This window comes from Ruegeria sp. BA12 (assembly GCF_056539625.1).
Map to the genome: position 1 here is coordinate 72795 of NZ_JBQFVF010000010.1, position 14215 is coordinate 87009.

Consider the following 14215-nt stretch of genomic DNA (forward strand, 5'->3'; position numbering starts at 1 on the left):
TTGTGTAGATGAACTTAGTTGCCCAGAGCGTTGATCTGCTCCAGAACGCCATCCGGCCATGATCCGGCGAACTCGCTTTCCAGATACATGGTCTGTACCTGATCGCGGAACGCCGCGAGGTCGGGTTCATAGACCTCCATGCCCTGCTCTTTCAGGAAGCTGACAAGGTCCTCTTCTTTCTGAAGCTGCTTCTGGCGCCCCGATTCAGCCGCTGCGTCTGCAGCCTCCTGAACCTTTGCTTGCTGTTCCGGTGTCAGCCCGTCCCAAACCTCTTTGCCGATGGCGATATAATTCAGGTCGACCAGATGCGATGTCAGGACGATCTGATTGGTCACTTCGTAGAACTTGGCATCAACCACAGTCGGCAATGGGTTGTCCTGACCGTCAACGGCACCGGTCGACAGCGCGGTATAAACCTCGGAGAAGGCCATTGGTGTCGGTGCGGCACCCAGCGCTTTGCCAAGGAACTGCCACGCATCGGTGCCCGGCATCCGCAGGTTCACGCCGTCCAGATCGGCCGGAGTTGTGACCGTCAACTCATCCTTGGGCTGACGCAGGTTCACCTGACGACGGCCCAGATACATGACCGACAGCAGTTTGACGCCCAGTTCTTCTTCGGCCTTTTGCTTGAAGGCATCCATCAAGGGATCGTTGAAGACAGCCACCTGATGCGCGGCGTCCTGGTGGACATAACCTGCTGTAAAGATCGAAAACTCGGGAAAGAACTGGGCCAGTTCCTGCGCCGAGGTGATCGACATTTCCAGGTTACCGCGACTGATAGCATCCAACTCAGTGCCCTGAGCGAAGATGGTACCATTATAGCTGGGCTCATAACTTGCGAAATCGGCGACCATTGGCGCGAAAACTTCTGCCATAGCGACCGAGCGTTGGTCGGTCTCCGATCCTGATGTTGCGAGGCGAAGTTGCACTTTGTCTTCCGCCAGCGCACCACTTGTTGCGCTAAACAGAACACCGGTTGCAACCAGGGCTGACACAGCAGCCCGGCGGGTAAGTTTGGTAATCACTTTGCTCCTCCCTGAGACATCATGATGCATTTTTCCGATTCTGAGTTTTGACCTATTTTGGACTTTTTGCAAGATTTTTTGCAAAATATCAGATATTTTTCATTACCTGCAATTTCTGTTGTTGCATTTCCTGAAGGTTTCTTATCCTGACAGTCTCGCCAGTCCTGCATGAATTCTGAATGGCTTCAATGACTTGAAGTGTTCGGAAGCCTTCCCAGCCGGACACAATCGGATCTGCTTCGTGCCGAGCAACGTCAACAAAGTGCCCGAGTTGATTGACCAGTGGGTCAGAGGAACCCTTCTTCAGCGCGGTTGACGAAATTGGAATCCACCAATCCCTTTCCTCACCCTGGTAGGTCCATAGTCTTAGATCGGGGACAGACAACGACCCATGAGAGCCACCGATCATGTAGCTACTCTCAGTGGTCGACGGATAGATTGGATATTCCTGAGACGTCATCTCCCAGCTCCACGGAGCAACAATGCTGTCGGATACGCTAATGGTCCCAATCGCTCCGCTTTCAAACGTCAATAGCGCTCCGGCGACATCTTCGTTGTCATAGCCGCGTTGCGAGGTAGCCGACTGCGCCTGTACGGTCACGACCTCTCCGGCCAGGTACCGCAGAAGATCGACATCATGGACAAGATTGACCGAGATGGGCCCCGCACCGGGTTTCTTACGCCAGGGTGCGGCGTCAAAATATTCATCGGGCTTGTAAAACCAGCAATTCGCATGGACAGCGCGCACATCTCCAATCTTCCCGTCGACAATGGCTTCCTTCGCTGACTTGATCAAAGGATTGTGCCGACGATGATGTCCGACCATCAGTGGCACATTGGCCTTCTCCGCTTCTTGGACAAGCTCCAGTGCAGCGGAGGCTTCCACGGCGATCGGTTTTTCGACGAGTACGGGACAACCATGCCGAACACATGTGAGCCCTTGTTCGACGTGAAGCGTCGTGGGCGTCGCGAGCACAGCTCCGTCCGGCGTCTGATTTGCAAACATATCCTCGAGGGTCTCGTAACACGCAACGCCATGCTCCGCAGCGTAGGTGCGCCCTTCGTCACTGGGATCAACAACCGCAACAAGATCGACATGACGCAACGCGCGGATCGCGTCTGCGTGGCGGCGTCCAACAAGGCCAATGCCGACAATGGCAATGCGAAAGTTCATTGACAATTTGCTTCCTTCCAGAGGGTTCGGAAACTCCGAAACCAATGTTTATGACTGAGCTGCTTTGCCCAACTTGAACTCGACCGTATTGGGGTTTTTGCGATTCCACAATAATGTATGATATTTTTATTTCTACCATACATCACATTGGATTGCTGATAACTCTGTAAAGTGGTATTTAAAGGAGGAATCTAAAAATATCGGGTGAAACGCATGGCGAAACAGCCGTCTACGATAGGTGCAAGCACCTATCAGCGCATAAAGCGGGATATTATCTTTGGAGAATTGCAGCCTGGCTCCAAACTGAAGCTGGACGCATTGAAAGAGCGCTACTCAGCAAGCCTTTCGACACTTCGTGAAACGCTGAACAGGCTTGCCAGCGACGGGTTTGTCGAAGCCCCGGAACAACGGGGGTTCCTGGTTACGCCGGTCTCTCGCGAAGACCTGACCGAGATATCAGAGTTGCGTGTCCTGCTGGAATGCCACGCGTTGGAGTTGTCCATTGCGAATGGCGACACGGACTGGGAAGGCAACCTCGTTGCCGCGCACCACAAACTGCACCTGATGGAACAGCAGCTTCTCAAGGGCGACGAGTCCGAGAAAGAAACCTGGAAACGATATGATTGGGAGTTTCACCAAGCGATGATCGCGGCCTGCAACTCCAAGAACCTTCTGTCTCTGCACTCGATCATCTACGACAAGTATTTGCGGTATCAGATGCTCGTGCTGACCTATCGCGGCGAAGAGGCCGTCAAGGAGCATAAGGGCATGTTCGATGCCGCATTGGCCAGAGACGCGGGCACCGCTAAGAAGCTGTTGGTAGATCACATCCGAAACGGTCTTTCACATACGCTGGAGGCTATGTAGCTCGCTGTTGTTGCCGCCTATCTCCATCACCTGAATCAGCGGCACGGGACCTGAAAGGCAAGTTTAATTACTGTGCTTACCAGACGAATTCCGTAAGTTTATGATTCAACATCCGAACCCGCTACATCAGGCAGCCGTTTAAACAAGGATGAGAACGCTAAGCTTCCGCAACCAAGGGTTGCTTTGCACCACCATAACAAACCGCGAACATCCTTGAAGCGGTTTTATGTGAAGCGATCTCTGATTGAGTAGTGGCCATTCAGTGGAACGAGTACTAAAGGCTGCTTCGCGAACAAAGTGTAAATTCGCTGTAACTGCGCCAATATCCACCCTCAGAAGTAACATGAAAACGGTTGTTTCTGTCGAAGACAAAGAAAAAATGACCAACCAAGATACGCAGTGACACGAAACTAGGTTGCGGGCCGCACCACTATTGTCGAATAGCATTGCCTCGCCCCCATCCGCGTTCGCCACGTGGCAGATCAGCAGGAACAGGCGCCTTCGGCGTATGATCTGCAAATCAAACCTGGTTTTCCTAAAAGGAAGTCACGATCAATGAAATCAGTCGAGGTGCTGGATGAAGGAAGTGAGGCGAAAATGGCAAGGTTCTGTCGCTGGTGGCAGAACTATGTGTCGCCTGACAAGGAAATGTGGAACGTCACTGATATTTGACTCAATCGACAGCCAAAACCTCAATAAATCGGCCAATCACGTCATTCATTTCTGGCCCAATCGTCAAGCATTTCTGACCCAACACAAAAACCACCCTCTAATCGTGGCCACGGCCCTTGTCTCAGAACAGCCCAACTCCGCCACTTTGAACTTATGTTGCCCACGCACGCGACATCAGATTTGCTGCCAGGTGCGCTTTTGGTGAACATCGTGACCAAATGGTGGGCACCTATGCTTGCTTCAGACCAACCAAATCGGAATAAGAACGCTCACCGCGAGTGATTTGACGTTTGAGGGTGTTCGTTGCTGCTTTTACTTTACCCTCGCCCAAAAGCGATGTGATCGCTTGATGTTCCTTGTAAGATTTCTTCGTTCGATTGGAACGCTTGGACAGATGCGTCCGCATAGTTTGGACGATATCACTGACTTTTTGATATCCATCCCGCAGGTAACTGTTTCCGCAGGACCTGAAAAACGCGTCGTGAAACTCGGCGTCAAGTTCCAAGTACTGCTCGAATTCATCCGCTTCCTGCGCTTCTGACATCTTAGAAACAATTGTAGCCAGCTCATTGATCAGAACCGACGGGTTCTTTTCAAGCGCTTGCTCCAAAGCTGCAGATTCTAGGATGAGCCGATACTGGCAAAGCTGCACCACGTCCTCTTGAGAAAGAGAGAATACAAAGGCTCCTCGATGAGGAAAGATCTGAACGAGCCCCTGAAGATTCAAAGCCGATAGCGCTTCGCGAATCGGAGTTTTGCTGATGCCCATGGCACTTGACAGCTTCACTTCCAGCAACGATTCACCCAATTGAAACGTGCCATTGATTATGCCTTTTCGGATATGCTCTTCAGCAGTTTTACTCAACGAATCCGGGCGCTTAATCTGCAAAATCTCGGTCATTTTCACTTCGTCCTATTTCGTCTCTCCAACACAATAGCACATGTAAGCTTGATTTCTATATTATATCTGATATCTCAGATAATAGATCGAAAATGACTAAATCCGTGGGAGGATACCTTGTTCAAGAAATCAACATTGGCGCTTGGCGTCGTCATGTCAGCCGGGCTTGCTTTTGCAGCATCCGCTGAAACAGTCATTAAGGTTGGGCATGGCGCAGCAGAAGCGTTTCACATGCATCGCGCGCTACTGAAATTTGAAGAACTGGTCGAAACTGGCTCGAATGGTGAGATCGACGTACAGATATTCCCTTCGTCGCAGATGGGCCCTGATCGCGAGATGATCGAAGGTGTTCAAACCGGCGTTCTGGAAATGGCCATTCCTCCTTCCTCTTTCTTCGCGGGCTGGGATCCGGCTTTTGCAGTAATTGAACTGCCCTACATGTATTCCTCCAAGGACATCGCCTTTGATGTTCTTGATGGTGATGCTGGTGATGGGATGCTTGCACGGGTCGAAAACCAGGGATTAGTTGGTCTCGGCTGGCTTGAATTGGGTGTACGCAATGTGACCAACAATGTCCGTCCGGTTGCAACCCCCGCAGATCTCGAGGGTGTCAAGCTGCGCACCATGAAGGTTCCGGCGCATGTGGCGACATTCGAAACGCTCGGGGCCAACCCGACGCCAATGAACTTTGGTGAGGTCTATTCTGCTCTCCAGCAAGGCGTGATCGACGGCCAGGAAAACCCACTGGCGATCATTACCTCACAGCGTTTCTACGAGGTGCAGAAATACCTTTCGACCACGGGCCATGTCTTTGCGGTCTATATGCCTGTCATCTCCAAACCGTTCTTTGACTCGCTGTCCGCAGAGCATCAGCAATTGGTCCGGGACTCAATGGCCACCGCACGTGACTATCAGGCGGAACTGGTCGCAAACGAAGATGCGGAACAGTTGGAACAGATCCGTGCTGCCGGTGTCGAGGTTCTGGAGCTGACTGCAGAGCAGCGACAGGCCTTTGCTGACAAAACCGAAAGCGTCCGCCTGCAGTATCGCGACGAGGTTGGCGCCGAAGCCTATGACGACTGGGTAGCAGCGGTTTCCGCAGCGAGCGGAAGCTGACCCTCGGACTACTCAGCCAATACGGGCACCCGTGCCATTAAGGTTCGGGTGCCCCTTTCGTTCAAGGGGAGGTGAACGGTGTCGGTTATCAAATGGATCGATATGAATGCCGAAAAGGTCTTAGCCAGTGCACTTTTGGCCGCGATTGTCTTGTTGATCTTTGGCAATGTGTTCATGCGCTACATTCTGAATGCCTCTCTTTCATGGGGCGAAGAGCTAACGCTTTGGCTGTTTGTATGGTTTGTCTGGCTTGGCGTCAGCTATGCATTCCACACAGGCGATCATGTGCGTATCACGGTCCTGCGTGATGTCCTAAGCGAGCGCGCAAGGCTTTACGCGGATGTTGTGATCGCGCTTCTTGTCCTTGGATTTCTGGTCGTTCTGACAATTGAATGCATCAAGCTTATCCGACAGCCTTTTGTAGCCAGCCAGACGTCGGTCGTTTTAGGACTACCGATTCCGATCCTTTATGCTTCGGCGCCGATTGGCGCTGGCCTGTCCGCTATCCGCGTCACTCAACATCTGATCCGAACCCTGCGTCTGATCGCAGGAACCAAAGCGTGAGGAACCCGGCATGCTTGCAACAACGCTCTTCCTGACGCTTTTCGCCCTTCTGCTCTTCAGCGTGCCAATTGGCATCTGTCTGGGCCTAGCCACCATGATCGTGATGGTCTTTGTGGACGGCACCCCACCCATGGTTCTTTTGGCACGGTCCGTGGTAACAGGCGCGGACTCGTTTCCTCTAATTGCCGTCCCTCTGTTCATTTTGGCAGGCGACCTGATGCAACACGGCGGAATGTCTCGTAGACTGGTTGGGTTCGCCAATGCACTGATCGGGCATATCCGGGGTGGGCTTGCTTACGTGAACGTACTCGCCTGTGTGTTTTTTGCCGCCATATCCGGTTCGTCTCCTGCGACCGTAGCCGCTATCGGGTCGAACATGATCCCAGAGATGGAAAAGGTCGGCTATACGCGCAAATTCAGCGGCGCATTGACGGCATCCTCAGGAATGATCGGCGTTATGATACCGCCAAGTATTCCATTCATCATATATGGGGTAACTGCCGAGGTTTCGATCGGCAAACTGTTTCTTGCAGGTGTTGTTCCTGGCATCCTTTTTGCCCTCATGTTCATGTTGGTCGCTCGTGTTCTGCTGCGAAAGGACGAGGTTGTTCAGCAATCGACGACTACGTTCTCAGGCCCGGGCGTCTGGCAGAGCTTCCGCTCTTCCATCTGGGCGCTACTGGTGCCTGTAATCATCCTTGGCGGCATCTATAGCGGGATCTTCACCCCTACCGAAGCCGGAGCCGTGGCCGTTGTTTATGCCGCTTTCATCGGCATCTTCGTTTACGGAGACATCACCCTCAAGGACCTGCCAGAGGTTTTGGCGGGCAGTGCAAAAACCAGCGGGACTATTCTGATATTGGTGATCATGGCGACCGCCTTTGGCAGGTTGATCACGCTCGCAAGAATCCCGACAGAGCTCGCAACAACAATCACCAGCCTGTCCGACAATCCGATCATCATTCTGTTGCTGATCAATCTGCTGTTGCTGGTGATCGGCATGTTCATGGAGACGATTTCTTCGATCATCATCATGACGCCGATCCTGCTGCCGGTTGCAACCGCACTGGGTGTCGATCCGATCGTTTTTGGTGTCATCTTGACGGTCAACCTGGCCATTGGGTTCTGCACACCGCCATTGGGTGTAAACCTGTTCGTGGCCAGCAGCATTTCCAAGGTTTCCATCGAAAGCCTCAGCCGGGCAATCCTGCCATTCTTTGCCGGCATGCTGATCTTGTTGATGTTCATCACTTATGTGCCCGCAATTTCCTTAGCCTTGCCATCCCTTTGGTGACCGGCTGAAGCCCTTCTAATGTAAGACAACAACACCAGAGGACCCGGATGGATCTGGACCTATCTCACCCGTCGATAGAAGACCTTCGGCAAACCGCACAGAAGCGCATTCCGAAGTTTGCTTTCGAATACCTCGACAGCGCGACCGGCCGGGAGCTGGGATTGAAGGTCAACCGTGATGCACTTGATGCCATCGGTTTCATGCCGCGTGTGCTATGCGGCCGAACAAAGGCCGACCTGCAAACTACATTGATGGGTCAAAAATACGACCTGCCTTTCGGGATAGCACCGGTAGGCATGTCCGGCCTGATGTGGGCAGGAGCAGAGCGGATGCTTGCCAAGGCAGCGGTTGCTCACAACATTCCGTTCTCGTTGTCCAGCGTAGCGGTTGCTTCACCGGAAGATGTGGCACCTTACATTGGCAAAAACGGATGGTTTCAGCATTACCCGGTGAACTCCGGCGATCTGCGCCGCGCTATGCTGCCGAGGATTAAGGCAGCGGGATTTCATACGCTGATTATCACGGTGGACGTACCAAAAGAGAGCCGGCGCGAACGACAGCGCCGCGCCAATCTGACCGTGCCTCCAAAAGCTGACCTGCGCACGCTGACTGAAATGGCATCACGACCCGCCTGGTGCCTTGCGCATCTGCGCGAGGGCATCATGCCACGTATGCGGTTCTTTGACGATTACGTTCCCACACGCGGGCGAGAAAGCTTTACCCATGCAGGCGCTCTGATACGTGGGATTCCGGATTGGGACTACCTGCGCGAACTACGGCAGGAATGGGAGGGTCACCTGATCGTCAAGGGTGTCCTGCGGCCGGAGGATGCACAAAAAATGGTGGCCGAGGGTGTGGATTGCATCTGGGTCTCAAACCACTCCGGGCGTCAATTCGAAGCCGGGCCCGCCGTGATTGACCAACTCCCGAACATCCGCGAGGCGGTCGGAACAGATGTGCCACTGATCTATGACTCTGGCGTTGCCTGGGGATTGGACATCATGCGTGCCCTGGCGAAAGGTGCAGATTTCGTCATGGTCGGACGCGCCTTTCAATATGCCGTTGCAGCGTTCGGAGCACGAGGGATCGACCATCTCGTTCACATCCTGAAAGCTGACATTGAGGCCAACATGAGCCAACTTGGCAGCGAAAAACTCGGCAGTCTGGCAGAGCACCTTCTGAGAACTGGCTGATCGGCGCTTGCGGCGCGCGGCGTATCACGCAGGCGCGTTGTCATCCTCGTCAATCAGCCCCTTGACGATCAGATCCGCGGTTGAGCGCGAACATGCCATTGGCAGATCATATACCGTTGCGAGACGGGTCAGAGCCTTAACGTCGACGTCATGTGGCATGGGTGAGAGAGGGTCGACAAAGAAAATCAATGCATCCAGTTTCTCTTCGCAGATCATGGCGCCAATCTGTTGGTCGCCTCCGAGTGGTCCGCTTTTCAGGCAGGTCACATCCAGTTGTGGATAGGCTTGCTTAATGCGACTGCCGGTGGTCCCTGTCGAAAAGATTTGTACTCTGGACAGGCGGGCCAATTGCAGACCCACCCATTCGACGATTTCGTCCTTTCGCGCATCATGGGCCACAAGCGCGAAACGCGGCGCATCACCGGATGAATTGTTCAACGTAATCTTCTCCAAGACCGACTTCCGCGAAATGTTTCCGGCACAGATCAATCTTGGTAAAGACATCTTCGTAGCCAGTGACCTTGCCCCACGGATCAACATAGCACATCACGCCATTGACCTGGAAATAGGTAACCATCTCTTCGACATCGTCGGGAACGACCAAGGTATGAGTCTCACCCGGCGGCTCAAAGACATATCCCCCTTCTTCTGCAACCCAGTCATGTTCCAGATAATGCCAGCGCCCTTTCAGGACGAAGCCGTGGACGGGCTGGGGATGGCGGTGCCGCGAAAGAACACCAGCTTTGCGCACTTTGAGAAGGTTCATCCAATAACCTTGCGAGCGGTTCAGGCAGAGCGGTCGGAACCAGACGTTCTCTGCCTGCGGAACCCACAGTCTATCGTCCTCGCTCATGGCATTCGGGATCACGATCTCGTCTTGCGCATCCTTGGGGAATGGCAACTGATAGGGCATTCGGGCGGTGTCATGGTCATTCATTGATTTTCCTCACATAGCGAGATAGCCGCCATCGACTGGATAGATCGATCCGGTCACAAAACTGGCGTTTTCACTCAAAAGCCATTGCACAAGCGCACCGACTTCTTCGGGTTTCCCCCAGCGCTTCATAGGCGTACGCGCCATGATCCCCGCTGTTCGTTCAGGGTCTTCCCGAAGGCCCTGGGTCATCTCTGTCTCAATCCAACCCGGCGCGATGGCATTGACCCGGATACCGTCTTCGGCCCAGCGACCTGCGAGCGCCTTGGTCAACTGTGCCACGCCGCCCTTAGAAGCGGAATACGCCGGAACCAAAGGCCCACCAAAGGTACTGAGCATAGAGGCGGTGTTGACGATGGCCCCACTCGCTTCAGCCAACAATGGATGCGCGGCAAGACAGCAGCGCATGGTGCCTGTCAGATTCACATCGAGCACCTTGGCGAAGACGTCGATGTCGTATTCTTCGCCACGCAAAAGAATACCTGCGCAGTTCACCAAGGCATCGAGACCCGTGAGTTCGCCGAATACATCATTGATGGACGTTTGGTCGGTGACATCCAAGAGCTGCACCTTTAACCCGTCCTGAGGCTCGAATGCATCCAATTCGGATTGGGAGGCGGATGCGGCAATGACGGACCAACCTGCGTCTGTCAACGACCGTGCAACACCCGCACCAATCCCTCGCGTACCGCCCGTTACAAGGGCCTGTTTCATCCAAGTTCCTCCAATACACTGGTGAAGGCGCGCGCGCGCCTTCCGATATCATCCAATGTATAGCTCGGTTTGAACAGCGCGGAGCCCAGCCCATATCCATCTACACCCGCGGCATGATACGACGCCATCGTATCCGGCGTTATGCCCCCTACCGCAGCGACGACTGCGTCTGCAGGCAATACGGCGCGCATGGCAGCAATGGCAGCTGGCGGCACCATTTCCGCCGGAAAGAATTTGAGGACCGATGCTCCGATATCCAACGCCGTAAAGGCCTCGGAGGGTGTCATGACTCCTGGACACCAATAAATATCCCGAGCGACAGCCGCGCGCCCGACGTCCGGGTTCATATTGGGCGACACGATGATCCGCCCGCCTGCATCTGCAACCGCCGCGACCTGGTCCGTAGTCAACACAGTGCCAGCGCCGACGATGGCTTGAGCACCATGTTTCGCAACGATCTGCGTAATCGATTCCAGCGGGTCCGGTGAGTTGAGCGGCACTTCGATGATCCGAAACCCGGCATCGAAGAGTACATCAGACACCGGGCGCGCATTTTCTGGTGCCAGCCCCCGCAAAATCGCAATCAGCGGGTTCTCAGCCAGAGCTGCGGTGAGGTCAATCATCCCACCAACCCCGCAGCGCGAGCAATCAGAAAATGCCCTTTCGCAACGATGTCATCTGGCGCGCGACGGCTGTCGAAACCTGCAGTTCGAAGCGCTATTTCGTATCGGTCGGACAAGTCGCTGCGTCCAACAACAGTGATCGTGCCGACGTCTTTTACTTCGCCGGTCGCGGCAGCAACCTCGGTCCCGATCAACAAGCCCGACAAGTAGTCGGCCGTGGCAACCTTTGGGATTTTGCCCATGAGAGGAAGCGTCCGAACATGAAACAGGCTGTGCAGCAGGTTCGACTCACCACTGAGGCCCGCCTTGACGCCCATCACGAATGCGTCTTCGCTGAAGGCGTCCTCCTTCATCAAGGTGCCAAGGATCGTGTGTTCTTTCAGCGCCGAAAAGATCTCACCTGTCATGTAGGTCGAGAAATCCACGATCTTCCCGTCGGCAACCTGAACCCATTTGCTGTGCGTTCCCGGCATCACGAACATACCTTCGCTCAAACCTAGCGAAGATGCCCCAATGATCTGGGTCTCCTCGCCGCGCATTACGTCCGGTCCTCCGGCATGTTCTGTCGAAGCACCAGTCACAAAATGAATACGCGCTCCGTTGGCCGCTTCGTGCGGGACCAACGCTCGCGCAAGACCGACAGCACCCAGAGGCATTTCGGCATATTGCGTTTCTACCCAGCCATTGCGGCTGGTGATCATGCCAGATGCCAGGATCGGCAGGTTAGCCTTGGCGACCCAAGGGCCGATTAGACGATCAAGGACCGCCTCAAAGGTTTGTCCCGCAACCTGCATGATACCTTCAGGCGACGAGACCCCATCGATCACGTCGCCCTCCGCACCAATTAGAAATGCACGAAACGATGAAGTGCCCCAATCTACGCCGATCAGCGCTGGTTCAGATGCGACCGAATTCATTTAGCAGATCCTCAACGGTTTTGCCTTGGGCCACCCATTTACGGGTTTCCTCCTCACGGTCAGCCTGCTCTTGAGCAAGGCGCACGGTTTCTTCGGCAATTTCCTGTGGAACCACGACGACGCCCATAAGATCAGCTACAATGAAATCTCCGGGGTTTACCACGACGCCCCCACAGGCGATTGGCACATTGATCGAAAGTTCTTCTTTACGTTCCGAGAACATCGTGTGCGTTCCGCGCGGCGTGATCGCGCGCGTCCAGATTGGCCAGTTAATGTCTTCCAACTCATCTGTGTCACGCCCAGTGCCATCTACTATCATACCCCGAATGCCACGGTTCTTGGCCAGGCCACCCATTAAACCGCCGCAGACTGACGTTTGACGATCACCACCCGCGTCCACAACGATCACGTCCCCGGGTTGTCCCATTTCAAGCGCTCGCAATGGGTCGACAAGATCACCTTTTGAAAGCTGGACCGTCACGGCCTGGCCTGTCACCTTGGCGCGGAAAGCGGGCTTGATGGCGCTGTCCATCACGCCTGTTCGGTACTGCACATCCGCAAAAATGGCAGCAGCAGAGTACGCCTCCAACACCTTGTCGAATTTTTTGAGAAGTTCCGGGTTTCTTTCAAAATCATTAAAAACCCTAAGGTCCGTGCTGACGTCTGGCATTCTTGTCTCCTGTTATGCGGTAGATACGGCCAACGCGTCGGCATTGACTGTGTAGTCGGGGTTTTGTCCTGTCAGGACCTTGGCCACCTGAGTGGCCGCGGTTACCCGCGCTGCGTGTATGGATTCCTCGGAATAGTAGGCGGCATGTGGCGTTACGAGCACGTTGGGCAGTGTGAACAACGGGTTGTCATCAGGCGTCCAATTGGCGCGCTTGGCCGGCTCTTCTTCGGGGTCGTCGAGCCCTGCAGCGGCCAAATGGCCTTCGGTCAGCGCCCGGAACAGGGCTTTGTTGTCGACCGTTGGTCCGCGTCCGGTGTTCACGAGTATCGCCCCGGGTTTCATGACCGAGAATTCGGCATCCGACAAAAAGTGATGCGTGTTCGGCGTCATCGGTGCCTGCATCAGGATATAGTCGGACCTTGCCAGCAATTCGGGCTTGCTCACCAGCTCGACCCCAATCTTTGCCGCGACTTCTCTTGGCAAATACGGGTCGTAGGCGATGACCGTAACCCCGAAAGATTGCGCCCGCGCCACGATGGCTTGCCCGATTTTACCCAGCGAGACGACACCCATCGTCCGCCCGCGCAAACGGTAGACCGGCTGCCCGCTTTGCCATTTCCAGATCCCTGCATGAGTGGCCCGATCATAGTCAGGCAACTTGCGCGCCAGGGTCAGCCAAAGGGCAATCGCGTGATCGGCGACTTCCTCGGTGCAATAGTTTTGCACGTTGGTAACGAGGATGCCTTTTTCCGTTGCCGTGCCGACATCAACGATATCTACGCCTACGCCATAACGCGCGATGACCTCGCAGTTCCGCATCCGCGTAATCGTTTCTTTCCCGATCCGGGCATATTGGTTCATCATCGCTGCGCAATGCGGCGCGACATCGAACAGGTCTTCCTGGCGCTTGGCCTGAAGCGCAATCACCTCGGCTCCTGCGGCTTCCAGGATTTCCGTCTCAACGGCAACATCACCAAAGTCGTAATCGGTTATCACGACCTTGGGTTTGTCCGTTCTGGGGGAAAAGTCGGCGCGATCAGTCATAGGCACCCGCCGAATAGGTCAATTCGTACGAGTGGCTGTAGAGCTCGAAGATATTGCCAAACGGGTCTTCCATATAAACCATGCGATAAGGCTTTTCACCTGGGTAATACTTGCGCACTTGGCTCATGCGCTGGCGCCCGCCCAGGTCTTCGATTACCTTGATGCGGCCTTCCAGATCCTCGTCCTGTACGCAGAAATGAAACAAGCCACGCCGCCAATATTCAAACGGGCGTTCTTCTTCGACAGTCTTCGGGAACTCAAACAATTCGATGCCAACACCGTCGCCCATCGACAAATGTGCGATGCGGAAGCTTCCCCAGCCTTCCCCAAATACATCGTCGCACATCTGACCGATGGCGCTTTCGTCATGCAGGATTTCAGTTGGTTCCATCAGCACGTAAAGGCCGAATGCCTTGGAATAGAACTCCACGGCTTTTTCCAGGTCGGGAACTGTGATGCCGATGTGAGAGAAAGTGAGAGCGGCCATGTAGGGCTCCTCCAGTTAGA

Annotated in this window: 16 protein-coding genes; 5 read left to right on the forward strand and 11 right to left on the reverse strand. The window is 54.4% G+C overall.

Annotation, left to right across the window (positions count from 1 at the left end; genetic code table 11):
- Positions 1–14: 14 nt before the first annotated feature.
- Together dctP and ACR0B0_RS17105 are read right to left on the reverse strand one after the other, a co-directional pair.
- On the reverse strand, positions 15–1025 hold the full coding sequence (gene dctP, locus ACR0B0_RS17100; protein ID WP_170351613.1) for a TRAP transporter substrate-binding protein DctP: 1011 nt from the start codon (positions 1023–1025) through the stop codon (positions 15–17).
- 88 nt (positions 1026–1113) lie between these two features.
- Positions 1114–2199: a Gfo/Idh/MocA family protein gene (locus ACR0B0_RS17105; protein WP_480637911.1), complete on the reverse strand. Its 1086-nt coding sequence runs from the start codon at positions 2197–2199 to the stop codon at positions 1114–1116.
- A 213-nt stretch (positions 2200–2412) separates the two neighbouring features.
- Here ACR0B0_RS17105 and ACR0B0_RS17110 point away from each other — a divergent pair, with 213 nt between their 5' ends.
- Complete coding sequence (locus ACR0B0_RS17110) at positions 2413–3066, forward strand: GntR family transcriptional regulator (RefSeq protein WP_170351617.1); 654 nt, start codon at positions 2413–2415, stop codon at positions 3064–3066.
- Between the two features lie 901 nt (positions 3067–3967).
- Here ACR0B0_RS17110 and ACR0B0_RS17115 read toward each other — a convergent pair.
- The gene (locus tag ACR0B0_RS17115) at positions 3968–4639 is read right to left on the reverse strand and encodes a GntR family transcriptional regulator (RefSeq protein ID WP_480648841.1); all 672 of its coding nucleotides are present in this window, start codon (positions 4637–4639) and stop codon (positions 3968–3970) included.
- A 117-nt stretch (positions 4640–4756) separates the two neighbouring features.
- Here ACR0B0_RS17115 and ACR0B0_RS17120 point away from each other — a divergent pair, with 117 nt between their 5' ends.
- The 4 genes from ACR0B0_RS17120 to ACR0B0_RS17135 all read left to right on the forward strand — a co-directional run bounded on the left by ACR0B0_RS17120 (position 4757) and on the right by ACR0B0_RS17135 (position 8806).
- Entirely contained in the window at positions 4757–5755 is a 999-nt protein-coding gene (locus ACR0B0_RS17120) for a TRAP transporter substrate-binding protein (protein ID WP_170351621.1), read from the forward strand.
- 78 nt (positions 5756–5833) lie between these two features.
- The gene (locus tag ACR0B0_RS17125; protein WP_170351622.1) at positions 5834–6319 is read left to right on the forward strand and encodes a TRAP transporter small permease; all 486 of its coding nucleotides are present in this window, start codon (positions 5834–5836) and stop codon (positions 6317–6319) included.
- A 10-nt stretch (positions 6320–6329) separates the two neighbouring features.
- A complete protein-coding gene (locus ACR0B0_RS17130) occupies positions 6330–7613 on the forward strand; it encodes a TRAP transporter large permease (RefSeq protein ID WP_170357711.1) in 1284 nt (427 codons plus the stop codon).
- A gap of 47 nt (positions 7614–7660) precedes the next feature.
- Complete coding sequence (locus tag ACR0B0_RS17135; protein WP_480648843.1) at positions 7661–8806, forward strand: alpha-hydroxy acid oxidase; 1146 nt, start codon at positions 7661–7663, stop codon at positions 8804–8806.
- A 24-nt stretch (positions 8807–8830) separates the two neighbouring features.
- Here the strand turns inward: ACR0B0_RS17135 and ACR0B0_RS17140 are convergent, their stop codons facing one another.
- From ACR0B0_RS17140 to ACR0B0_RS17175, 8 genes are read right to left on the reverse strand one after another with little or no spacing between them, the layout of a single operon-like run.
- Positions 8831–9244 (reverse strand): methylglyoxal synthase, encoded by a 414-nt coding sequence (locus tag ACR0B0_RS17140; protein ID WP_170378477.1) that lies wholly within the window; start codon positions 9242–9244, stop codon positions 8831–8833.
- Entirely contained in the window at positions 9225–9743 is a 519-nt protein-coding gene (locus ACR0B0_RS17145; protein WP_170357704.1) for a 2,4'-dihydroxyacetophenone dioxygenase family protein, read from the reverse strand. Before ACR0B0_RS17145 ends, ACR0B0_RS17140 begins: the two co-directional genes overlap by 20 nt.
- Before the next feature lie 9 nt (positions 9744–9752).
- Positions 9753–10454, reverse strand: a complete 702-nt coding sequence (locus ACR0B0_RS17150) for an SDR family NAD(P)-dependent oxidoreductase (protein ID WP_170378475.1) — start codon at positions 10452–10454, stop codon at positions 9753–9755.
- The gene (locus ACR0B0_RS17155) at positions 10451–11077 is read right to left on the reverse strand and encodes a 2-dehydro-3-deoxy-6-phosphogalactonate aldolase (protein WP_480648846.1); all 627 of its coding nucleotides are present in this window, start codon (positions 11075–11077) and stop codon (positions 10451–10453) included. Before ACR0B0_RS17155 ends, ACR0B0_RS17150 begins: the two co-directional genes overlap by 4 nt.
- Positions 11074–11994: a 2-dehydro-3-deoxygalactonokinase gene (locus tag ACR0B0_RS17160; RefSeq protein ID WP_480648848.1), complete on the reverse strand. Its 921-nt coding sequence runs from the start codon at positions 11992–11994 to the stop codon at positions 11074–11076. The genes ACR0B0_RS17155 and ACR0B0_RS17160 overlap by 4 nt, the downstream gene beginning before the upstream one ends.
- The gene (locus ACR0B0_RS17165) at positions 11975–12664 is read right to left on the reverse strand and encodes an RraA family protein (RefSeq protein WP_108861947.1); all 690 of its coding nucleotides are present in this window, start codon (positions 12662–12664) and stop codon (positions 11975–11977) included. Before ACR0B0_RS17165 ends, ACR0B0_RS17160 begins: the two co-directional genes overlap by 20 nt.
- 12 nt (positions 12665–12676) lie before the next feature.
- Positions 12677–13708 (reverse strand): C-terminal binding protein, encoded by a 1032-nt coding sequence (locus ACR0B0_RS17170; protein ID WP_480648850.1) that lies wholly within the window; start codon positions 13706–13708, stop codon positions 12677–12679.
- A complete protein-coding gene (locus ACR0B0_RS17175) occupies positions 13701–14195 on the reverse strand; it encodes a lactoylglutathione lyase family protein (protein ID WP_108861949.1) in 495 nt (164 codons plus the stop codon). Before ACR0B0_RS17175 ends, ACR0B0_RS17170 begins: the two co-directional genes overlap by 8 nt.
- Between the last annotated feature and the right edge of the window lie 20 nt (positions 14196–14215).

What these genes read in the sequence shown, in the direction of transcription:
- ACR0B0_RS17105 (WP_480637911.1), bottom strand. Translation starts at nt 2,199, where the DNA reads ATGAACTTTCGCATTGCCATTGTCGGCATTGGCCTTGTTGGACGCCGC.
- ACR0B0_RS17110 (WP_170351617.1), top strand. Translation starts at nt 2,413, where the DNA reads ATGGCGAAACAGCCGTCTACGATAGGTGCAAGCACCTATCAGCGCATA.
- ACR0B0_RS17115 (WP_480648841.1), bottom strand. Translation starts at nt 4,639, where the DNA reads ATGACCGAGATTTTGCAGATTAAGCGCCCGGATTCGTTGAGTAAAACT.
- ACR0B0_RS17130 (WP_170357711.1), top strand. Translation starts at nt 6,330, where the DNA reads ATGCTTGCAACAACGCTCTTCCTGACGCTTTTCGCCCTTCTGCTCTTC.
- ACR0B0_RS17135 (WP_480648843.1), top strand. Translation starts at nt 7,661, where the DNA reads ATGGATCTGGACCTATCTCACCCGTCGATAGAAGACCTTCGGCAAACC.
- ACR0B0_RS17145 (WP_170357704.1), bottom strand. Translation starts at nt 9,743, where the DNA reads ATGAATGACCATGACACCGCCCGAATGCCCTATCAGTTGCCATTCCCC.
- ACR0B0_RS17150 (WP_170378475.1), bottom strand. Translation starts at nt 10,454, where the DNA reads ATGAAACAGGCCCTTGTAACGGGCGGTACGCGAGGGATTGGTGCGGGT.
- ACR0B0_RS17155 (WP_480648846.1), bottom strand. Translation starts at nt 11,077, where the DNA reads ATGATTGACCTCACCGCAGCTCTGGCTGAGAACCCGCTGATTGCGATT.
- ACR0B0_RS17160 (WP_480648848.1), bottom strand. Translation starts at nt 11,994, where the DNA reads ATGAATTCGGTCGCATCTGAACCAGCGCTGATCGGCGTAGATTGGGGC.
- ACR0B0_RS17165 (WP_108861947.1), bottom strand. Translation starts at nt 12,664, where the DNA reads ATGCCAGACGTCAGCACGGACCTTAGGGTTTTTAATGATTTTGAAAGA.
- ACR0B0_RS17170 (WP_480648850.1), bottom strand. Translation starts at nt 13,708, where the DNA reads ATGACTGATCGCGCCGACTTTTCCCCCAGAACGGACAAACCCAAGGTC.
- ACR0B0_RS17175 (WP_108861949.1), bottom strand. Translation starts at nt 14,195, where the DNA reads ATGGCCGCTCTCACTTTCTCTCACATCGGCATCACAGTTCCCGACCTG.